Annotated in this window: 21 protein-coding genes; 12 read left to right on the top strand and 9 right to left on the bottom strand. The window is 70.9% G+C overall.

Annotated elements, in window-relative coordinates; translation table 11 throughout:
- The first annotated feature begins 9 nt into the window (after nucleotides 1-9).
- Nucleotides 10-243: a hypothetical protein gene (locus tag ACQUQF_RS07250; RefSeq protein WP_435177226.1), complete on the top strand. Its 234-nt coding sequence runs from the start codon at nucleotides 10-12 to the stop codon at nucleotides 241-243.
- Nucleotides 244-283: 40 nt separating this feature from the next.
- Here ACQUQF_RS07250 and ACQUQF_RS07245 read toward each other — a convergent pair whose 3' ends face one another.
- Nucleotides 284-481 carry a hypothetical protein gene (locus tag ACQUQF_RS07245; protein WP_435177224.1) on the bottom strand — a complete coding sequence of 66 codons (198 nt, stop codon included), beginning with the start codon at nucleotides 479-481 and terminating at the stop codon, nucleotides 284-286.
- 192 nt (nucleotides 482-673) lie between these two features.
- Between ACQUQF_RS07245 and ACQUQF_RS07240 the strand changes: the two genes are divergently transcribed.
- Together ACQUQF_RS07240 and ACQUQF_RS07235 are read left to right on the top strand one after the other, a co-directional pair.
- Complete coding sequence (locus tag ACQUQF_RS07240; protein ID WP_435177222.1) at nucleotides 674-1918, top strand: aminotransferase class V-fold PLP-dependent enzyme; 1245 nt, start codon at nucleotides 674-676, stop codon at nucleotides 1916-1918.
- Between the two features lie 70 nt (nucleotides 1919-1988).
- Entirely contained in the window at nucleotides 1989-2666 is a 678-nt protein-coding gene (locus ACQUQF_RS07235; protein WP_435177220.1) for an HD domain-containing protein, read from the top strand.
- Between the two features lie 48 nt (nucleotides 2667-2714).
- On the opposite strand, the gene ACQUQF_RS07230 is transcribed toward ACQUQF_RS07235, so the two are convergent.
- A complete protein-coding gene (locus tag ACQUQF_RS07230) occupies nucleotides 2715-4274 on the bottom strand; it encodes an LVIVD repeat-containing protein (RefSeq protein ID WP_435177218.1) in 1560 nt (519 codons plus the stop codon).
- A gap of 256 nt (nucleotides 4275-4530) precedes the next feature.
- Between ACQUQF_RS07230 and ACQUQF_RS07225 the strand changes: the two genes are divergently transcribed.
- Together ACQUQF_RS07225 and sufU are read left to right on the top strand one after the other, a co-directional pair.
- A complete protein-coding gene (locus tag ACQUQF_RS07225; RefSeq protein WP_435177216.1) occupies nucleotides 4531-4977 on the top strand; it encodes a hypothetical protein in 447 nt (148 codons plus the stop codon).
- 59 nt (nucleotides 4978-5036) lie between these two features.
- Entirely contained in the window at nucleotides 5037-5465 is a 429-nt protein-coding gene (sufU, locus tag ACQUQF_RS07220) for a Fe-S cluster assembly sulfur transfer protein SufU (RefSeq protein ID WP_435177214.1), read from the top strand.
- 36 nt (nucleotides 5466-5501) lie between these two features.
- On the opposite strand, the gene ACQUQF_RS07215 is transcribed toward sufU, so the two are convergent.
- The 4 genes from ACQUQF_RS07215 to ACQUQF_RS07200 form a co-directional block, all read right to left on the bottom strand.
- Nucleotides 5502-6491, bottom strand: a complete 990-nt coding sequence (locus tag ACQUQF_RS07215) for an AI-2E family transporter (RefSeq protein WP_435177212.1) — start codon at nucleotides 6489-6491, stop codon at nucleotides 5502-5504.
- Nucleotides 6492-6762: 271 nt separating this feature from the next.
- Nucleotides 6763-7797 (bottom strand): DNA repair and recombination protein RadA, encoded by a 1035-nt coding sequence (radA, locus tag ACQUQF_RS07210; protein WP_435177210.1) that lies wholly within the window; start codon nucleotides 7795-7797, stop codon nucleotides 6763-6765.
- Between the two features lie 139 nt (nucleotides 7798-7936).
- Complete coding sequence (locus ACQUQF_RS07205) at nucleotides 7937-8839, bottom strand: ABC transporter permease subunit (RefSeq protein ID WP_435177208.1); 903 nt, start codon at nucleotides 8837-8839, stop codon at nucleotides 7937-7939.
- Nucleotides 8836-9795, bottom strand: a complete 960-nt coding sequence (locus ACQUQF_RS07200; protein ID WP_435177206.1) for an ATP-binding cassette domain-containing protein — start codon at nucleotides 9793-9795, stop codon at nucleotides 8836-8838. Before ACQUQF_RS07200 ends, ACQUQF_RS07205 begins: the two co-directional genes overlap by 4 nt.
- A 150-nt stretch (nucleotides 9796-9945) precedes the next feature.
- Between ACQUQF_RS07200 and ACQUQF_RS07195 the strand changes: the two genes are divergently transcribed.
- On the top strand, nucleotides 9946-10578 hold the full coding sequence (locus ACQUQF_RS07195; protein WP_435177204.1) for a helix-turn-helix domain-containing protein: 633 nt from the start codon (nucleotides 9946-9948) through the stop codon (nucleotides 10576-10578).
- A gap of 39 nt (nucleotides 10579-10617) precedes the next feature.
- On the opposite strand, the gene pspAB is transcribed toward ACQUQF_RS07195, so the two are convergent.
- Nucleotides 10618-11262, bottom strand: a complete 645-nt coding sequence (pspAB, locus tag ACQUQF_RS07190) for a PspA-associated protein PspAB (RefSeq protein WP_435177202.1) — start codon at nucleotides 11260-11262, stop codon at nucleotides 10618-10620.
- A gap of 106 nt (nucleotides 11263-11368) precedes the next feature.
- The gene (gene htpX / locus ACQUQF_RS07185) at nucleotides 11369-12232 is read right to left on the bottom strand and encodes a zinc metalloprotease HtpX (protein ID WP_435177200.1); all 864 of its coding nucleotides are present in this window, start codon (nucleotides 12230-12232) and stop codon (nucleotides 11369-11371) included.
- Between the two features lie 143 nt (nucleotides 12233-12375).
- Between htpX and ACQUQF_RS07180 the strand changes: the two genes are divergently transcribed.
- The 3 genes from ACQUQF_RS07180 (at nucleotide 12376) to ACQUQF_RS07170 (ending at nucleotide 15057) form a co-directional block, all read left to right on the top strand.
- Nucleotides 12376-13113, top strand: coding sequence for a CPBP family intramembrane glutamic endopeptidase (locus ACQUQF_RS07180; protein ID WP_435177198.1), 738 nt, complete (start codon nucleotides 12376-12378; stop codon nucleotides 13111-13113).
- A gap of 68 nt (nucleotides 13114-13181) precedes the next feature.
- Nucleotides 13182-14519 carry an aspartate aminotransferase family protein gene (locus tag ACQUQF_RS07175; RefSeq protein ID WP_435177196.1) on the top strand — a complete coding sequence of 446 codons (1338 nt, stop codon included), beginning with the start codon at nucleotides 13182-13184 and terminating at the stop codon, nucleotides 14517-14519.
- An 85-nt stretch (nucleotides 14520-14604) separates the two neighbouring features.
- Nucleotides 14605-15057, top strand: coding sequence for a DUF2243 domain-containing protein (locus ACQUQF_RS07170; protein WP_435177194.1), 453 nt, complete (start codon nucleotides 14605-14607; stop codon nucleotides 15055-15057).
- 27 nt (nucleotides 15058-15084) lie between these two features.
- On the opposite strand, the gene ACQUQF_RS07165 is transcribed toward ACQUQF_RS07170, so the two are convergent.
- The gene (locus tag ACQUQF_RS07165; RefSeq protein WP_435177193.1) at nucleotides 15085-15504 is read right to left on the bottom strand and encodes a hypothetical protein; all 420 of its coding nucleotides are present in this window, start codon (nucleotides 15502-15504) and stop codon (nucleotides 15085-15087) included.
- Between the two features lie 135 nt (nucleotides 15505-15639).
- Between ACQUQF_RS07165 and ACQUQF_RS07160 the strand changes: the two genes are divergently transcribed.
- From ACQUQF_RS07160 to ACQUQF_RS07150, 3 genes are read left to right on the top strand one after another with little or no spacing between them, the layout of a single operon-like run.
- Nucleotides 15640-16782: a 60S ribosomal export protein NMD3 gene (locus ACQUQF_RS07160; protein WP_435177191.1), complete on the top strand. Its 1143-nt coding sequence runs from the start codon at nucleotides 15640-15642 to the stop codon at nucleotides 16780-16782.
- Nucleotides 16779-17864 carry a class I SAM-dependent methyltransferase gene (locus ACQUQF_RS07155; protein WP_435177189.1) on the top strand — a complete coding sequence of 362 codons (1086 nt, stop codon included), beginning with the start codon at nucleotides 16779-16781 and terminating at the stop codon, nucleotides 17862-17864. Before ACQUQF_RS07160 ends, ACQUQF_RS07155 begins: the two co-directional genes overlap by 4 nt.
- A gap of 30 nt (nucleotides 17865-17894) precedes the next feature.
- Nucleotides 17895-18071 carry a hypothetical protein gene (locus tag ACQUQF_RS07150; RefSeq protein ID WP_435177187.1) on the top strand — a complete coding sequence of 59 codons (177 nt, stop codon included), beginning with the start codon at nucleotides 17895-17897 and terminating at the stop codon, nucleotides 18069-18071.
- The last annotated feature ends 163 nt before the right edge of the window (nucleotides 18072-18234 follow it).

Below are 18234 nucleotides of genomic sequence, written 5' to 3'. Positions count from 1 at the left end.
ACGAGGCGTATGCGACCCGACCACCCGCTCCGGCGGCTCTTCCGGGCCGTCTCGATACCGACGCTCCTGTTCATCGGCGCCGTCCTCTTCCTGTTCCCCGAGCCGTTCACGACGGTCGTCGGGATGATCCTCATCATGGTCGCCGTCGTCTGGCTCGCCTGGAGCCGCTCCAGGCTCGAACCGGACTCCGACACGTCCCTGCTCGGCGCGCTGCTCGGACTGCTCGTCTCGACGGACGAGTAACCGTTCGTCCGACGCACGGGTAGAACCTCGAATCGGCGGTTCAGTCGCCGTCTCCGCTTCCCTCTCCCAGCGCCGGGAGGTTGACGACCATCAGCGACAGCACCGAGATGCCGGCCAGCCCCGCGCCGACCGGGGCCAGGCCGGTGTCGAACGCCACCGCCGCGACCGCGTGGAACGCGCCGACGAACGCGAGGCCCACCAGCAGCAGGCTCGCGCCGAGCCGTCGTTTCGAGACCATACCGTGGCCAGGGGGCCGAGCGCCTTAACCTCGTTCCCGGCTGTCGGTCCCGTTCCCGGCGGTCGCCTCGCCCGGCGTCGCGCGGGACGAGTTACCCCGCCCGCCTGCCCCGGGGTGAGCGAAACCGATTCCGGTTACGGACCGTCGCCCGGACCGAAGGAATGTTCTTCCTCGAAACCTTACCCGCGACCAATGGGACTGCAAGAATCAGAGGCGCTCGACGTCGAGCGCATCCGGGAGGACTTCCCCGTCCTCCAGCGGGAGTTCGACGGCCAGCAGGTCGTCTACCTCGACAACGCCGCGACGACCCAGACTCCGAAGCGGGTCGTCGAGGCCATCAGCGAGTACTACTACGAGTACAACGCCAACGTCCACCGGGGCATCCACCAGCTGAGCCAGGAGGCCTCCATCGCCTACGAGGAGGCCCACGACACCATCGCCGACCTCGTCGGCGCCGACGGCCGCGAGGAGACGGTGTTCACCAAGAACACCACCGAGGCCGAGAACCTGGTCGCCTACTCGTGGGGCCTGAACGAGCTCGGGCCGGGCGACGAGGTCGTGCTCACCGAGATGGAGCACCACGCCTCGCTGGTCACCTGGCAGCAGACCGCCAAGAAGACCGGCGCCGACGTGAAGTACGTCCCCGTCACCGACGAGGGTCACCTCGACATGGAGGCGGCGAAGGAGCTCATAACCGACGACACGAAGCTGGTGAGCGCGGTCCACGTCTCGAACTCGCTGGGCACCGTCAACCCGCTCGCGGAACTCGCGGACGTCGCCCACGACCACGACGCCCTGATCTTCGGCGACGGCGCCCAGGCGGTCCCGAACCGCCCCGTGGACGTGAAGGACCTCGACGTCGACTTCTACGCCTTCTCGGGCCACAAGATGGCGGGCCCGACCGGCATCGGCGCCCTCTACGGGAGGGAGGAGATCCTTGAGGACATGGAACCGTACCTCTACGGCGGCGACATGATCCGGAAGGTCACCTACGAGGAGTCGACCTGGAACGACCTGCCGTGGAAGTTCGAGGCCGGCACGCCCTCCATCGCGCAGGGCATCGCGTTCGCCGAGGCGGCCGAGTACATCGACGACGTCGGCCTCGACAACATCCGGCGCCACGAGGAGCGGCTGACAGAGTACGCCCTCGACCGGCTGGCCGCGTTCGACGATATCGAGATCTACGGCCCGACCGACCCGACCGAGCGCGGCGGCCTCGTCGGGTTCAACCTCGACGGCGTCCACGCCCACGACCTCGCGTCCATCCTCAACGACCACGCGGTCGCCATCCGGGCGGGCGACCACTGCACCCAGCCGCTCCACGACAAGCTCGGCGTCGCGGCCTCGGCCCGCGCGTCGTTCTACCTCTACAACACGACCGACGAGATCGACAAGCTCGTCGAGGGGCTGGAGGACGCCCGCGACATCTTCGCGTAAGCCCTCCGCTCCGTCGCGTCGATTCCTCCGCTCCGATTTCTTTTTACTCCGCTGCTCTGTCGATACGCCCATGAGAGACGAGGTCCGCGAACGCGCCGCGACCTACTTCGACGACGTCCCGTCGAGCGCAGAGAGACGAGGCCCGTCAGAGCGAGGCCCCGACGGCGTGTCGCCCGCCCACGACTGGCACCACGTCGAGCGCGTGGCCAGTTTGGCCGAGACGCTCGCCGCCGAGTACGACGTCGACGAGGACGTGCTGTTCGCCGCGGTCTGGCTCCACGACGTCGGCCGGCCGAGGGAGGACCGCGGCGAGATCGACGACCACGCCGAGTGGGGCGCCGAAGAGGCGGGCGATATCCTCGCGGACCTCGGCGCCGACCCCGAGACCGTCGACGCCGTCCAGCACTGCGTCCGGGCCCACCGGTTCTCGAACGACATCGAACCCCGGACCCGCGAGGCCGAACTCCTCTGCGACGCCGACAACCTCGACGCGCTCGGCGCGGTCGGGGTCGCCCGCTGCTTCAGCTACGGCGGCGAGCACGGGAGTCCGATGCACGACCCCGACCTGCCCCCCGAGGCCGACGACACCGCGGCCGGCGCGACCCAGTTCAACCACCTCCACAAGAAGCTGCTCGCGCTCCCCGACCGGATGTACACCGAGGCCGGCCGGCGGCTCGCCGACGAGCGGGCCGCCTACGTCGCCGACTTCGCCGAGCGGTTCGAGCGCGAGGTCGCCGGCGAGCGCTGAGGCGGACGCGGGTCGTCGCTCGGTCGCCGCCGTCCTCCCGTCGCTCGCTCACGACCGCTCGCGGAGCAGGCGGGCGAGCGCCAGCCCGCCGCCGACGAGGGCGGTGCCGACGCCGAAGCCGGGCGTCCCGACGCCGGTCGTCTCGGCGGTGGATGCGGTCGGCTCGTCGGTCGACGCGGTCGGCTCGTCGGTCGTCGTCCCCGTCGTAGCGGTCGTCTCCGTCGTCGACGTCTCCTCGGTTCCGGTCGTCGTCCCTCCGGCCGTCGTCGCGGTCCCCGTCGTCTCCGACGGTCGGACCGGCGCCGGCTCGGTCCGGGCGGGGCGCGGGTTCTCCCCCGCGGGCTCGGAGAACGTGAACAGCTTCGCCGACTCGGCCGGCTTCCGCTTCTCCTTCCGGCTGAGCTGCTCGTGCTTGGTCGGGTTGAACCGGCTCGACGCGACGAACCCGCCGTCGGCCGGCTGTGCGGTCCAGAAGGTCGCCTCGTCCGGCTTCGCCCACGCGGCGAGCAGCGTCGGCTCGGTCGGCGAGCTCACGTCGTACACCTTGACGCCGCCGCCGTACCACGAGGTGTACAGCCGGTCGCCGCGGAAGGCGAAGTTGTGCGACGTCCGGTTGAGCGACTCGGAGCGGTCCGGGAACGTCGGCGGCGCGAGGCGGACGAGCCGCTCGGGCGACGAGCGGTCCGCGACGTCCCAGAGGGTGATGCCGCCCGGGCCGCCGGTCCGGTCGGTCTCGCCGTTGTCCCACGCCTCGCGGCCCACCGCGACCAGCGACCCGTCTTCGTTCGGCGCGACGTAGTGACTGTTACCGGGCAGTTCGTAGGTCTCGATGACCGCCTTGTTGTCGACGTTGCGGACCGCCGCCGGGTTCCGACCCCCGAGCTGGAGGTCCGGCGTCGGGTTCGCCGGGTCGCTCACGTCGAGCAGCCACGTCCCCGCGTCCCAGTACGCGACGTAGGCCGTGCCGTCCTGCACGTACACGTCGTGACAGGAACGGACGTAGCTCTCGACGTCGGCCCACGCCTCGTTCTCGTCGACGACCGACCAGCGGGCCACCTCCTCGGGTCGGTCGCCGGCCACGTCCGCGACGACAAGCGGCTCCGTCTCGAGACCGGTCCCGGTGAGGTAGGCGGTGTCGCCGTCGAGGAAGGCGTTGTGGATGCCGTGGTCGGTCTCGAAGAACGCGACCTGCTCCGGGTTCGCGGGGTCGCTCACGTCGTACAGCAGGAAGCCGCCGAGCTCCTCGTTGTACAGGCCCGACCGCGGTCCCGCGACGAGCAGCCGGTCGCCCGAGACCGAGACGTCGTAGATCTCCCGGAGCGGGCCGAGCTCTCGGTCGGCGAGCAGGTCGCGGCGCTCGGCCACCACCTCCGGGTTCGCGAAGTCGCTCGCGTCCACGACGCCGAACCCGTCGTGGGCCGCGACGTAGACGGTCGTCCCGTCGTCGCCGACGACCGCCTCGAGGGCGCCCGTCAGCGAGACGCTGGACGGCGACAGCGAACCCCCGTCGCGGTCGGCACCGCGGCCGGCCGCGGCTGTCGAGGTGGCTGCGCACGCGCTGACGGTGCCGACTGCGCCGACGCTCCGGAGGAAACTGCGTCGTCGCATCCGTTCACCGACCTCGCGTCGGTCGGACCGCGATCGCGGCGGACGGTGCGGTCTCGGTCGCAGCGGACGATGCGGTCGTCGCGGAGGGCAGTGCAGCCGGGGCGAAAGGGGGAGTCATCTCCCCCGAAGGTGTGCGAGCTTACATGATAAAACTCCTGCATCCCCGCCCGGCACGGTCCGGGAAACGGGAGAAGAAGCGCCCGAACGGGTGACGCGAACCGGCCGCTTTTTGGCAGTCGGGTCACACGCTCCCGACATGGTGAACTGGACCCTCGCGGCCGTGATGTCGGTGCACGTGCTGATGGCCGTGCTCTGGACCGGCGGCTACCTCGTCACCGGAATGGTCGTCCTGCCGGCGGCCCGGCGCAACGACGCGCCCGAGTTCGCGCTGGACGTGCTCGACTCGCTCAAGTGGTTCGCGTTCGGCGGTATCCTCGTGATGGGGGCCTCGGGCGGCGCGGCGCTGTGGTACCTCTACGACAACAACCTCCCCGAGGGCGGGCGCGGGACCGCCATCGTCGCCATGATGACCCTCTACGGCGTCTTCGCGCTGACGAGCCTCTGGGCGTGGTACGAGACCAAGAGCGCCCGCGAGGCCGGCGTCCGCGAGCTGCCGACCCGGCTCCAGATGGCGTTCCGGACCAACTCGCTGGTCGCGACCCTGCTCGTCCTCGACGCCGCGCTCATCGGCTACGGGGTCTGAACCGGCCGAATCCGCCTGCGCAATCCTTTTAGGGCGGACTCGCCTACCCTGCAGTAACAATGGGCATGGGCTCGGACATGTATCGCCAGCAGATCCTCGATCACTACAAGAACCCCCGCAACTACGGGGAGCTGGAGGAGGCGACCTTCTCCCACGCTGGCGAGAACCCGATGTGCGGCGACGAGATCACGATCGACGTCCGACTGGACGAGGACGACGAGACCATCGAGCGCGTGGCGTTCCGGGGCGACGGCTGCGCCATCAGCCAGGCCAGCGCGAGCATGCTGACCGGCGAGCTCCGGGGGATGAGCGTCGAGGAGATGCGGGAGCTCGACCGCGACGACGTCATCGACATGCTCGGGGTCGACATCAGCCCGATGCGGATCAAGTGCGCGGTGCTCGCCGAGAAGGTCGTCCAGGACGGCGCGGACATCTACGAGGGCGAGAAGGAACTGGACAAGACGACGACCGAGGACGACGACGAATAGCCGGCGGTTCTGATTTTTCGCTTCTGTCGCGCCGCGCTACCCCAGGTCGTAGTACGCCGAGAACACCTCGATGGTCTCCTTGAACAGCGCGAGGATGATGGGGCCGACGAAGATGCCGATGGCCCCCAGGAAGTAGGCCGCGCCGAACACCCCGAGCAGGATGACCCCCGAGTGCATCGACGACTCCTTGTCGATGACCAGCGCCCGGAGGTAGTCGTCGGTCACCGCGACCACCGTCATCCCGTAGACGACCAGCAGCCCGGCCGCCAGCAGCCGGCCGTTCGCCGCGAGGAAGATCGTCGCGCCCCCCAGCACCGGCGCGACGCCGACGATGGGGACCATCGCCATGAACATCATCACCACGGTCCAGAACCACGCGTCGGGCACGCCGAGCGCCACGAGACCGAGCCCGGAGACGAATCCCTGCAGGGCGGCGACGAGGACGTGGCCCTTCAGCACCGCCCAGGTCGCCTCCTCGGCCTCGGCGTAGAGGTCGTCCTGGACCGCCCGGGGTAGCGGCGTGACGTCCCTGACCCACCGCACCAGGGTGTCGCCGTCCTTGAGCAGATAGTACAGCAGGAAGAGCAGCAGGAGGATGCCGAGCGTGAAGTGGACCCCGGCGCTCGCCAGTCCGGAGCTCCGCTCGGCGAGCGTGGACGTGAGCCCCCCGAGCAGCTGGTCGAGGCGCGGCCCGACGCGCACGCCGAACGACCGCTCGACGACCCGCTCGATCGACTGGAACGTCGGGAGGTCGCTCAGGCTGGTCGGCAGCTCGCCCAAGTCCGACAGCGCGACCCGCAGGAACAGCCCGATGGGACCGACGAACAGTAGGACCGTCAGCGCGACGAGGCCGAGCGCGGCGAGCCGCGGGCCGACCTCGGGTTCGAGCCGTCGCTGGGCGGGGGTGAGCACGAACGCCAGCAGCATCGCTCCGAGGAGGTAGTCGAGGAACGGCCTGACGACGAGCGCCGACAGGACGGCCAGCACCCCGATCAGGACGGCGGCGAACGCGGTCCGCGCCTTCATGCCTCCGACTAGAGACTATCCCGGCGTAAAGGGAAAGCGGCCGAACGTCCGCACCGCGACCCGGCACGTCACGCGCTCACGCGGCGGCTCCGGGAGCGCACCGTCGCGGTCGCTCGTGGCAGCTTTCCGACGCTCTCCGGTGGCGGCAGGTCGCCGGACGGAGAGGGGTGGAGAAGCACGACCGAAGGAGGTGTGAGCAGGGCGAGAATGGCCGAGAGGAAAGAAGCTGAGGGGGAAGTGCGAGAGGAAAGGGGAGGAGCGTTCGACTCGCCTACTCGGGCTTCAGGCCGCCGTCCTCGACGCGCATGACCGCCTCGCCGTCGGCGAGGTTCGGCGCGTCGACCAGCCGGACGATGCGCTTGTCGCCCTTCGACTTCCGGAGGTAGATGCGGAACGTCGACTTGTGGCCGAGGATGTTGCCCCCGATGGGCTGGGTCGGGTCGCCGAAGAACGAGTCGGGGTTCGACGCGACCTGGTTGGTGACGACCACGGCGGTGTTGTGGAGGTTGCCGACCTTGTCGAGGTCGTGGAGGTGCTTGTTGAGCTTCTGCTGGCGCTCGGCGAGCTCGCCCCGGCCCACGTACTCCGCGCGGAAGTGGGCGGTCAGCGAGTCGACGCAGAGCAGGCGGACGGGGTACTCGTCGTCCTGGGTCTCGTTGGCGAGCTCCTGGGCCTTCTCGGCCAGCAGCATCTGGTGGTTGGAGTTGAACGCCTTGGCGACGTGGATCTTGTCGAGGAAGTCCTCGACGAGCGCCTCCATCGCCTCGTCGTCGTCGGGCGTGCCCTCGATCTCGCGCTCGTCCATCGCGGCCTGGACGGCCTCGTCCGGGAGGCCCCGGACCATGTCGTCGATGCGCTCGGGCCGGAACGTGTCCTCGCTGTCCACGAACATGGCGCTGCCGCCGAGGCCGCCGTGCTCGCGGGGGAGCTGGACGTTGACCGCGAGCTGGTGGGTGACCTGGGACTTGCCGGCGCCGAACTCGCCGTACACCTCGGTGATCGACTGGGTCTCGACCCCGCCGCCGAGCAGGTCGTCGACCTCGTCGATCTTCCACTTGAGCTTCCCGATCTTCTCGCGGCGCTCCAGCACGGCCGCGCCGGTCTCGAACCCACCGACGTCGGCCGCCTCGCGGGCGGCCTGGACGATGTCGGCCGCGGTCGAGTCGCCCACGTCCGCGGTGTTGGAGAGCTCGCCCGGGCTGGCCACGGCGAGGCCCTCGTAGGAGTCGAAGCCTGCGTCTTTGAGCTTTTCCGCCGTCGCCGGACCGACGCCCGGCAGTTCTTCGAGGTCTGCGTCTGCTGCCATCGTAAGCCTGGCTTGTGCCGCCCATCATATAAACCCACGTTAACCCCGTGGTGAAAGTGAAAATGCACGAGGGGAGGGCGATGGTGAGAAACGTCTGACGGGGTTTAAAGTAGGAAGTGGCGCGGCGGCTCCGCCGCCGTCACTCGAGGTCCGCGCGCTCGAACCGCCGGTAGCCCGCGACGACCGGGACCGCCGCCCAGCCGAGCAGCACGACCGCCGAGAACCAGTCGGCGAGGTAGAGCGGGACCTCGCCGGCGAGCCGGGCGGCGATGTCCAGCCGCTCGGGCGTGGCCGTGACGGTCGCCGGCACGTCCTCCAGGGGCAAGTTGGGAACTTCGCTCACCCGCCGGTCGAGGGCCGCCCCGGCGAGGACGCGGTACGCCTCCAGGGGGTTGAGCCGCTTCAGCAGGAAGTACCACGGCTCGGCCCGCAGCCCGGGCAGCGACCCGGTGACCGCGTAGTAGAGCCCGACGACCGCCGGCTTCCAGAAGAACACCATCCCCACGAACGACCCGATGGTGAGCGTCCGCGCCCGGCCCCGGGTCGGCGCGGCGGCGGACCCGCCGACCGCCAGCCCCGTGAACGTCAGGCCGACCAGCGCGCCGGCGGCGACGAAGCCGGCGAACGCCGCGGGGTCGGGCGCCCCGTACAGCGCCGCCACGAGGACGCTCGCCGCGGCGAACCCGACTCCGAGCGCGATCCCGGTGACGAGCCCCCGCCCGACGAGCTTGCCGGCCACGACGTCGGACCGCGAGAACGGGTAGCTCAGCAGCACCCGCAGGCTGCCCGAGCGCCGCTCCCCGACCACGGACACGTAGCCGGCGACCAGCGCGATGCCCGGCACGAACAGCTGGGCGAGCATCGCCACGCCGGCCAGCGCCGTGGCGGCGTCGACGGTCACGGGGTCGGGAAACAGCTGCTCGGCCGAGAGCAGCGCCATCGTCACGAAGGCCACGAAGACCGCGACCAGGCCCCAGAGCAGCCGCGACCGCGCGGCGTCCTCGACGTCCTTGCGGGCCACGTCCGCCCACGTCGCCGTCACGCCGACACCCCCTCGACCGCGACCGGGTCCGCCGCCTCCCCGTCTCCGCCCGCGTCGTCGGTCGTGTACGCCGCGAACACGTCCTCCAGCGACGGCTCCGCGGAGTCGACGTCGAGCACGTCGACCCCGGCGTCGACCAGGCGGGCGACGACCCGGGCCTTCGCGCGGGCGTCGGCGCACTCGACCCGGAGGACGCCGTCCGCCAGCGCCGCCGACTCGACGCCCGCGACGTCGGTCACCGCGACGTCGACGTCGCCCGCCACGCGGAGGTGCAGTTCGGCGCCGGCGCCGACGGTCCGGCGGAGTCCCTCGACGGTGTCGACGGCCGCCAGCTCCCCGTCGCGGAGGATGCCGACCCGGTCGCAGACCGCCTCGACCTGCCCCAGCACGTGGCTCGAGAAGAAGACGGTCGTCCCGTCCGCGGCCTCCTCGCGGACGATGTCGCGCATCCGGCGGACGCCGTGGGGGTCCAGCCCCGCGGCGGGTTCGTCCAGGATCAGGAGGTCCGGGTCGCCGACCAGCGCCATCCCCAGCGCGAGCCGCCGGGCCATCCCCTTCGAGTAGTCGCCGACCGGTCGATTGGCGTCGGCCGCGTCCAGCCCGACCCGGTCCAGCACCGCGTCGGGGTCGTCGCCGGCGTCGCGCCACTCGGTCGCGAGCTCGAGGTGGCGGCGGCCCGACAGGCGGTCGTAGAGCCCGAACCCCTCCGGGAGGACGCCGACCCGCTCCCGGATGGCCTCCGACTCGGCCTGGGCGTCCATTCCGAGCACCGTCGCGGTCCCCGCGGTCGGGCGGACGAGGTCCAGCAGCACGTTGATGGTGGTCGACTTGCCGGCGCCGTTCGGCCCGAGGAAGCCGAACACCTCGCCCCGCTCGACCCGCAGGTCGAGGCCGTCGACGGCCGCGACGCCCCCGTCGAAGCGCTTGGTGAGGTCGTGCGTCTCGATGGCTGTCATCGTGGCGGCCGTACCGCGGCGCGGACCAAGGCCCGTTCTCCGGCTATGCTGGGGCCGTTTATATGCTGGCGACCGGCGGACGGGCGCGCCGGACCGACCGCGGCGGCGGCACCTCACGATTTATGGGCGCTCGGCGAGTGGTGTGGTATCATGCGGGAAGCCCGCGTGACTGTCACCGACTCGGCGTTCGACGCCATGGGGATCGCGGGGCTCGTGTCGCTCTGCCGGGCGGCGGGGCTGCGAGACGTCGAGGAGCTCGCGTGCCGCGGGACGGGGGCCGTGCTCCAGGTCGAGGTGGCGGCGCCGCTCGACGAGGACCGCCTCGCGGCGCTCGACTGCGTCGACCGGTGGGAGCGGGTCGCCGACCTGGCCGACGCCCACCTCTACGTCGTCGCGTTCACCGCGCCGGAGCTCCCCGAGCGCCTCGCGGACGCGAAGGACGACCTGGTCGGCACCTGCGACCCGGCGGTCGACGACCGCGGCGCCACCCTGTCGCTGGTGGGCCCGCAGGACGCCATCGCCGACGCCGTCGACGGCTACCGGACCGCCGGCGTCTCGCCGGCGCTCGAACGACTCGGCGCCTACGAGGGCGGCGACCGCCCGCTGGACGGGCTGACCGACCGCCAGTCCGAGACGCTCCGGACCGCCTACGAGCTGGGCTACTACGAGGTGCCCCGCGAGGCGACGACCGACGACGTCGCCGCCGCGGTCGGCGTCGACCCGTCGACGGCGGCCGAGCACCTGCAGCGCGCCGAGCGGAACCTGCTGGACCACCACCTCTGACGCCGGCGGGAAACCGTCGCAGAAGTCGACCGCGTCCACCTACTCCCAGGGGTGCTTCCCGGGCGAGCTCGGCAGCAGCGCGTACCAGTACTCCTTGTTCTCCTCGATGTCGAGCTCGCCGTCGAGGTTGCTCTCGAGCTTGAACTCGGCGCTGGAGTCGCGGTCGCTGGTCCCCTTCGGCACGAGGGGGTAGTAGGCGCCCCGGCGGAACGAGTAGACCCAGTAGGCGTACCGGCCGTCGGCGGTTCCACCGCCTCCGGTTCGATGCGACGCGTCGCTCTTCTCGAAGGCGAAGAGGGCCGCGAGCAGCCGCGAGCCGTAGCCCCGCTCCATCAGCGTGTCGGCGGCGAAGTTGAGGCTGGTGACCAGGTCCTCGAAGTCGTCGTCCCGGAGGATCACCCACGAGTAGCCGTAGTCGTCGGTGCGGGCCTCGGGCTCGGTGCCGGTCTCCTCGGCGCCGACCTCCAGGATCTCGTGGACCTCCTCGACCGCGTCCGCGAAGTCGGCGCTGTCGACCTCCGAGAAGCAGAGCGCGGCCTCGCCGACCGACGCGTAGCCCAGTTCGGCCTCCATCGTGACGTAGGCCGTGCTCATCCCGAACAGGTCGTCGGGGTCGGCCTTCCGGGTGGCGTCGGCCTCGGCGCGGATGCCCAGCACCTCCCGCAGTCCGTCGAACAGTCCCATGTCTCTCCCTTCGCGCGCTCCGATAAAAAGGTCGGCTCCCTCCGGGCCGAGACGGCGCGACGGTCGGTGCGGGCCGACGCCGGGGTCGCCGAGCGCCCGCCGACCGCTACATCTGGCGTTCGAGCTCGCGGAGGCGCTCGACGCGGGCCTCCGTGCTGGGGTGGGTGCTGAACACCTTCCCGATGAAGTCGCCCTTGATCGGGATGATGAAGAACGCGTTCATCTCGGACTGCTCGCGGATGTCCTCCTTGGGGACCTTGCTCATGCCGCTGTCGATGGTCATCAGCGCCGACGCCAGCGCCGAGGGCTTGCCCGTGATGGTCGCCCCGCCGCGGTCGGCCGCGAACTCGCGGTAGCGGCTGAGCGCCCGGATGAGGAGGAAGCTCACGATCCAGACCACCAGCGACGCGGCGATGGCGACCCAGACCTGCGGCTGGCCCCGCTCGCGGTTGCCGCCGCCGAACCACCAGCCCCACCGGACCACCAGGAACGCGATGGTCGAGAGGAACGACGCGACGGTCATCACCATCATGTCGCGGTTCTTGACGTGGGCGAGCTCGTGGGCCAGCACGCCCTCCAGCTCCTCGTCGTCGAGCGTCCGCATCAGGCCGGTCGTCACCGCGACGGCGGCGTTCTTCTGGGACCGCCCGGTGGCGAAGGCGTTGGGCACGCGGCTGTCGACGACCGCGACCTTCGGCTTCGGCAGGTCGGCCTGCTGGCTCAGACGACCGAGCTTCCGGTGGAGCTCGGGGTACTCGTCCTCGCTGACCTCCTTGGCGCCCATGCTCCACAGCGTGAGCCTGTCGCTGAAGAAGAACTGGGCGAGCGAGAACGTGCCCATTATCAGCACTATCCCCAGCAGGCTCGCGTACTGGGAGAGGACGCCGATGAACACGATGTAGAGCGCGAACAGCAGGAACATCGTCAGGGCCATCCGCGCCCGGAGTCCCCAGTCTGCCTTCCACTTCATGGGCGACCGTAGGGTCTCAGCCGGTTTAAACGTTCGTCGTCCGACGCACCGGCGGAGAACCGCACCACTGCGGAGCGGTTCGCCGGTCGACGACCCGTTGGCTCGGCAATCTATTTCCCTTCGGACACTGTCACCTCCTCGTAATGTCAACATCGACAACCAGTCCGCTCCGCCGCGTCGGCGTCGCCACCGGTCTCACCGTGCTCGGCGTCGTGCTGTCGATTCCGATCGTCTTCGTCGAGTTCGACACGCTGACGCAGTTCGTCGCCTCGTTCGTCCTCTCGGAACTGGGGTTCGTCGCCGCGGCGCTCGTCTTCCTGCGCGCGACGAGCCGCGGCGTCGACTACCTCCGGATTCGGACGCCGGACGCCCGGGCGCTCGGCGTCGTCGTCGGCGGGACGATCGCGCTGTTCGGCTTCCGGCTCGTCGCCATCCTGGCGGCCCAGGCGCTCGGTCTCCCGCTGGCCGGCAACTCCGTCACGCAACTGGCCGAGGAGGGCTACCTGATCACCCTGCTGGCGCTGGTCCCGCTGTCCGTCGTCGTCGTCGGACCGGCCGAGGAGCTGCTGTTCCGCGGCGTCATCCAGCGATACCTCGACGACGCGCTCTCGACCGCGCCCGCCGTCGTGCTCTCGAGCGTGCTGTTCGCGCTGGTCCACGTCCCGACCACGGTCATCGCGACGCCCGACCCCGTGGCGGTCGGCGTGACCCTCGTCATCCTGTTCGGCCTGTCGCTCATGCTGGGCTACCTCTACGCCTGGACCGACAACCTGGTCGTGCCGGTGCTGGTCCACGGGCTCTACGACGCGCTCATCTTCGCGCTGGCCTACTGGGCGCTGTCCTCTGGGATGCTGGAGACGGTCGCGGCGGCGCCGCTCTGAGAATCGGCTCCGACACGGGCGACTGTCCGGTCGGGAACGTTTATCACGCGCCGCACTGACGGGCGAGTATGACCGACAGCGAGCGACCAGCGACGGTCGGGGAGGCGCCGACGGGCGGGAACCTTCCCCACTGGTACGACGGCGACGGTGACGGCGCGGTGCCGACCCTCACCCGGGGCGAGGGCGTCCGGGTCTACGACGACGAGGGGACCGAGTACCTCGACTTCGCCTCTCAACTGTACTGCGTCAACGCCGGCCACAGCGAGGAGTCGATCGTCGACGCCATGGCCGAGCAGGCCCGCCGGATCCCGTACGTCTCCTCCTCGAAGCACAACGACGCCCGGACCGAGCTCGCCGAGCGACTCGCCGCGGTCGCGCCCGGCGACCTCTCGGACGTCTACTTCTCGGTCTCGGGCAGCGAGGCCAACGAGGCGGCGGTCCAGTTCGCCCGGGCCGAGCAGGACGCCCCGAAGGTGCTCACCCGGTGGCGGTCGTACCACGGCGGCACCTACGGCGCGGCCGCGCTCACCGGCGACCCCAGCACCCGCGCCACCGTCGAGCGCCACGCCGCCACCTCCGGCTCGGCGAAGTTCCTCCCGCCGCTCCCCGGCGCGTTCGACGCCGAGACGCCCGAGGAGCTGGCTGAGAAGGCCGCGGACCACCTGGAGTTCGTCATCCGGAACGAGGGGCCGGACGCCATCGCGGCCATCCTGATGGAGCCGGTCGGCGGCACCAGCGGCGCCTACCCGGCCCCGCCGGGCTACTTCGAGCGCGTCCGGGAGCTCTGCGACGAGTACGACATCCTGCTGATCTCCGACGAGGTCATCGCCGGCTTCGGTCGGTGCGGCGACTGGTTCGGCATCCAGACCGAGGACGTCGAGCCCGACATGATCACGTTCGCGAAGGGCGTCACCAGCGCCTACGCCCCGCTGGCGGGCGTGCTCGTCGACGAGTCGCTCGGCGCGTCGCTCCGCGAGCAGGGCATCGAGGTCGGCCAGACGTTCGCCGGCCACCCGGTCGCGTGCGCCGCCGGGGTCGCCGCGATGGACGCCTACGAGGACCGGCTGCTCGACAACGTCCGGGCGGTCGCGCCGACCCTCGAGTCCGAGCTCCGCGGGCTCGACGACCGCGACGAGGTCTGCGACGTCCGCGGTCGCGGGTTCCTCTGGGCGGTCGAGTTCGCCGACCCCGAGACCGGCGAACCGTTCGTCGACCCGTGGGCGGGCGACGAGGGCGACAACCCGGTCACCGAGGTCGTCGACGTCGCGGCCGAGAACGGGCTCCTGGTCGGCGGCGGCCGGCCGGGGTTCCAGCTCATCGTCGCGCCACCGCTCTGCGCCGGCGAGGACGACGTGCGGGAAGCCGTCGGCGCGCTCGACGACGCCATCGGCGAAGTGTTCGGCTGAGTCCGTAGGGACCCGGTCGAGTGAGTCGGCCGCGGTCGAGCGAGTCGGCCGCGGACGTTTTCGCCCCGGCGCCCGAACTCGGCACGTGAGTTCACGTTCGGGCAACGGGCGGTCGCTCCTGCTCGGGAGCGCGATATTCGGCTTCGGGTTCGGCGCGCTGCTGGACGTCCTCCTCTTCCACCTGGTGCTCCAGTGGCACCACCTGCTCTCCGACCGCATTCCGATAGGGAGCCTGCCCGGTCTGCGGGCGAACATCTACTACGACGGCGTGTTCTCGCTCGCGATGGTCGGCGTCATGGCGGTCGGCGCGGGCCTGGTGTGGCGGGCGCTGAACCGGTCGGCCGAACCCCGTTCCGCGGTGCGGGCCTTCGGGGGTCTCCTCGTCGGCGCCGGCCTGTTCAACGTCTTCGACGGGATCGTGGACCACTACGTACTGAACATCCACGACGCCGTTCACGGGACCCAGGCGTTCAATCCCCACTGGGTCGGGGCGAGTCTCCTCCTGCTCGGTGTCGGGATTCTCGTGCTGCAGGGATGACCCCCGCGGACCGTGCGGAATCGGACGTCACGCCGGTCGCTGCGAGTAGACCATCACCCGCACGACCTGCCCGTCGGCGCGGACGTACAGGCCGGTCGAGTTGACCCACCTGTCCCCTTCGTTCTCGTAGAGCGGCGCCTCTCCGAGGGCGTCTGTCACTCGATCGTACTCCGACTTCGAGACCGAGACCTGGGACCCGTTGCCGGTGACGGCACCCTCCACTGCCTCCTGAATCGGTTCGACGTCGGCGATGCGGTCGTCCGAGACGGGGACGACGGTCGCGTCGGCGGGCGGTCGCTCCACGACGTGCGCGCCGACGTAGTAGTTCGGGGGCGCGTCGCCCTGCGGGCCGACGGCCGTGCATCCGGCGAACACCGCGAGGCCGAGACAGAGCAGGGCCAGAGCCAGATTCGGGGCCCCCGCAGGGACCGGTCCGGTGTCGGACATCCGTTCGCGTCACGTCGAACGACTCGCCGAAAAGAGTTTCCACGGGTGCGGGCCCGTCGCCGCGAAGCCAGCCCCGTCCGGCGACCGGAATCCCCGTTCTTCAGACTTAAACCCTCGAAACCCCTACCCCGACCCATGACTACCGAAGCCCGCGAGTTCTGTCCGAACTGCGGGGACCCCATCGAGGTCGACCCCGCCGAGCGGACGCCCCTCCCCGAGGCGGCCGGCAAGCGCGGCAGGGAGCAGAAGCTCTGCGACGCGTGCTACTTCGACCGGTTCGACCTGGTCGACGCGCCCGACCGCATCGAGGTCCGGGTGTGCTCGCAGTGCGGCGCGGTCCACCGCGGCAACCGCTGGGTGGACGTCGACGCCCGCGACTACACCGACGTCGCCATCGAGGAGGTCAGCAACGCGCTGAGGGTCCACCTCGACGCCCGCGACGTGTCCTGGCGGGTCGACCCCGAGCAGGTCGACCAGAACACCATCCGGATGCACTGCACGTTCTCGGGCATCGTCCGGGACACCTTCGTCGAGGAGGAGGTCGTCGTGCCCGTCAAGATCTCCCGGCAGACCTGCACGCGGTGCGGTCGCATCAACGGCGACTACTACGCCAGCACGGTGCAGGTCCGGGCCGAGGACCGGACGCCGACCAGCGAGGAGGTCGAGCGCGCCCAGACCATCGCCCACGAGATCGTCGCCGAGATGGAGGCGACCGGCGACCGCGACGCCTTCGTCACCGAGGCCAAGGAGACCCCCGACGGCGTGAACATCAAGGTCTCGACCACCAACATCGGCAAGAAGATCGCCGCCAAGGTGGTCGAGGAGTTCGGCGGGAGCTACTCCGACTCCGAGACGCTCGTCACCGAGGACGAGGACGGCGAGGAGGTCTACCGGGTCACCTACGCGGTCCGCCTCCCGCCGTACTCGCCCGGCGAGATCATCGACCCCGAGGACGGCGACGGCCCCGTCCTCGTGCGGAGCGTCCGGGGCAACCTCAAGGGGACCCGGCTCACCACCGGCGACCACTACGAGGCCCGTTTCGAGGAGGGCGACGCGCCCGAGGCCCGGCGGCTCGGCCGGGCCGAGGACGCCGAGGAGACCACCCTGGTCGCGGTCGAGGACGAGCGCGCGGTCCAGGTGCTCGACCCCGAGACCTACCGGACGAAGACCATCGCCCGCCCGGACTTCATGGACCCCGACGCCGAGACCGTGCGGGTGCTCAAGAGCCGCGCGGGACTCCACGTGGTGCCCGACGACGCCGCCGACGGGGACGAATGACCGATCCGGAGCGCGACCTCGCGGCGGTCGTCCGCAAGCCCGAGAGCGAGGCGACCATCGCGGCGCTGCGCGAGGAGGGCGTCTACGACGTGACCCGGAAGGTCCGCGAGCGCGGCGACGAGTACGTCGAGCTCCCGGTGACCGACCCGCCGAGCGAGACCCGGGTCCGGGACGTCGTCGAGCAGGTCGACCCCGAGCGCCGGCTGCCCGACCTCGACGCCCACCTCCGGGAGCGCGGGTGGTCCGACGAGGAGATCGCCCGCGCGCCGGGGTCGTGGGCGGTCGTCGGCAGCGTCGTTCTGGTGAGCTTCGGCGACGAATCCGACGCCGACCCGGAAACCGAACTCGACCGCGAGGCGGTCGGCGAGGCGCTGCTGGACCTCCACGGCGAGGCCGACACCGTGCTGGCCCACGAGGGCGTCTCGGGCGAGCTTCGCGAGCCCTCGGTGTCGGTCGTGGCGGGGGCGGGCGACACCGAGACGGTCCACACCGAGCACGGCACCCGGTACGCGCTCGACCTCGCGGAGGTCATGTTCTCGCCGGGCAACAAGGCCGAGCGCGCCCGGATGGGCGAGGCGGTCGAGGCCGGCGAGCGCGTCTTCGACATGTTCGCCGGCATCGGCTACTTCACCCTGCCGATGGCCCGCGCCGGCGCCGAGGTGACCGCGGCCGAGCGCAACCCCGCGGCGTTCCGGTTCCTGGTCGAGAACGCGATGCTCAACGACGTGAGCGACCGGGTGTCGGCGTTCCGCGCCGACTGCCGCGACGTCGACCTCGACCCGCCGGCCGACCGCGTGGTGATGGGCTACTTCGACGCGTCCGAACCCCGCGCCGAGGACGGCCGGGCGCCGGCCGACGCGGGCTACGAGTACCTCGACGCGGCGCTCGCTGCGCTGAAGCCCGGCGGTGTCGTCCACATGCACGAGGCCACTCCCGAGGACCTGCTGTGGGACCGGCCGGTCTCCCGGCTCCGGGACGCGGCCGCCGGGGCCGACCGCGGGGTCGAGGTGCTCGACCGCCGGAAGGTCAAGAGCCACAGCGAGGGCGTCTGGCACGTCGTCGTCGACGCCCGGGTCGAGTAGCTTTAAGTCGCGTCGGCCGGACGCTCGCGTATGCCGACGTGCCCGGCCTGCGGGGCCGACGCCGACGAACCGAACTACCGCAAGCGCCGCGTCGAACCAACCGCCGACCGCGAGGGGGTCACCGTCACCGCGACCACGGCCAAGCGGTACTGGCTGGTGCTGTGCCCGGCCTGCGACGCCGTCCTCGGGACGCTGGACGCCGACTGAGGCCCGGGCGGTTCGTCCCGATAGCCGAGCCGGCGCGAGCGACCCAAACCATTATTTCGGTCCCGCCGCTCCGGTCCCGTATGGACGACGACGTACGACAGAAACTCATCTCGCTGTTCTTCGTGATGCTGATGCTCAGTTCCGGCGTCGCGTACGCGGCATC

Origin of the sequence: Halorussus sp. AFM4, assembly GCF_051194995.1 — an archaeon.
Taxonomy (GTDB): domain Archaea; phylum Halobacteriota; class Halobacteria; order Halobacteriales; family Haladaptataceae; genus Halorussus.
The sequence above is the reverse complement of the archived record's forward strand: the minus strand, read 5'-3'. Positions and strand labels throughout refer to the sequence as shown.

What these genes read in the sequence shown, in the direction of transcription:
- ACQUQF_RS07250 (WP_435177226.1), top strand. Translation starts at nt 10, where the DNA reads ATGCGACCCGACCACCCGCTCCGGCGGCTCTTCCGGGCCGTCTCGATA.
- ACQUQF_RS07245 (WP_435177224.1), bottom strand. Translation starts at nt 481, where the DNA reads ATGGTCTCGAAACGACGGCTCGGCGCGAGCCTGCTGCTGGTGGGCCTC.
- ACQUQF_RS07240 (WP_435177222.1), top strand. Translation starts at nt 674, where the DNA reads ATGGGACTGCAAGAATCAGAGGCGCTCGACGTCGAGCGCATCCGGGAG.
- ACQUQF_RS07235 (WP_435177220.1), top strand. Translation starts at nt 1,989, where the DNA reads ATGAGAGACGAGGTCCGCGAACGCGCCGCGACCTACTTCGACGACGTC.
- ACQUQF_RS07230 (WP_435177218.1), bottom strand. Translation starts at nt 4,274, where the DNA reads ATGCGACGACGCAGTTTCCTCCGGAGCGTCGGCGCAGTCGGCACCGTC.
- ACQUQF_RS07225 (WP_435177216.1), top strand. Translation starts at nt 4,531, where the DNA reads ATGGTGAACTGGACCCTCGCGGCCGTGATGTCGGTGCACGTGCTGATG.
- sufU (WP_435177214.1), top strand. Translation starts at nt 5,037, where the DNA reads ATGGGCATGGGCTCGGACATGTATCGCCAGCAGATCCTCGATCACTAC.
- ACQUQF_RS07215 (WP_435177212.1), bottom strand. Translation starts at nt 6,491, where the DNA reads ATGAAGGCGCGGACCGCGTTCGCCGCCGTCCTGATCGGGGTGCTGGCC.
- radA (WP_435177210.1), bottom strand. Translation starts at nt 7,797, where the DNA reads ATGGCAGCAGACGCAGACCTCGAAGAACTGCCGGGCGTCGGTCCGGCG.
- ACQUQF_RS07200 (WP_435177206.1), bottom strand. Translation starts at nt 9,795, where the DNA reads ATGACAGCCATCGAGACGCACGACCTCACCAAGCGCTTCGACGGGGGC.
- ACQUQF_RS07195 (WP_435177204.1), top strand. Translation starts at nt 9,946, where the DNA reads ATGCGGGAAGCCCGCGTGACTGTCACCGACTCGGCGTTCGACGCCATG.
- pspAB (WP_435177202.1), bottom strand. Translation starts at nt 11,262, where the DNA reads ATGGGACTGTTCGACGGACTGCGGGAGGTGCTGGGCATCCGCGCCGAG.
- htpX (WP_435177200.1), bottom strand. Translation starts at nt 12,232, where the DNA reads ATGAAGTGGAAGGCAGACTGGGGACTCCGGGCGCGGATGGCCCTGACG.
- ACQUQF_RS07180 (WP_435177198.1), top strand. Translation starts at nt 12,376, where the DNA reads ATGTCAACATCGACAACCAGTCCGCTCCGCCGCGTCGGCGTCGCCACC.
- ACQUQF_RS07175 (WP_435177196.1), top strand. Translation starts at nt 13,182, where the DNA reads ATGACCGACAGCGAGCGACCAGCGACGGTCGGGGAGGCGCCGACGGGC.
- ACQUQF_RS07165 (WP_435177193.1), bottom strand. Translation starts at nt 15,504, where the DNA reads ATGTCCGACACCGGACCGGTCCCTGCGGGGGCCCCGAATCTGGCTCTG.
- ACQUQF_RS07160 (WP_435177191.1), top strand. Translation starts at nt 15,640, where the DNA reads ATGACTACCGAAGCCCGCGAGTTCTGTCCGAACTGCGGGGACCCCATC.
- ACQUQF_RS07155 (WP_435177189.1), top strand. Translation starts at nt 16,779, where the DNA reads ATGACCGATCCGGAGCGCGACCTCGCGGCGGTCGTCCGCAAGCCCGAG.
- ACQUQF_RS07150 (WP_435177187.1), top strand. Translation starts at nt 17,895, where the DNA reads ATGCCGACGTGCCCGGCCTGCGGGGCCGACGCCGACGAACCGAACTAC.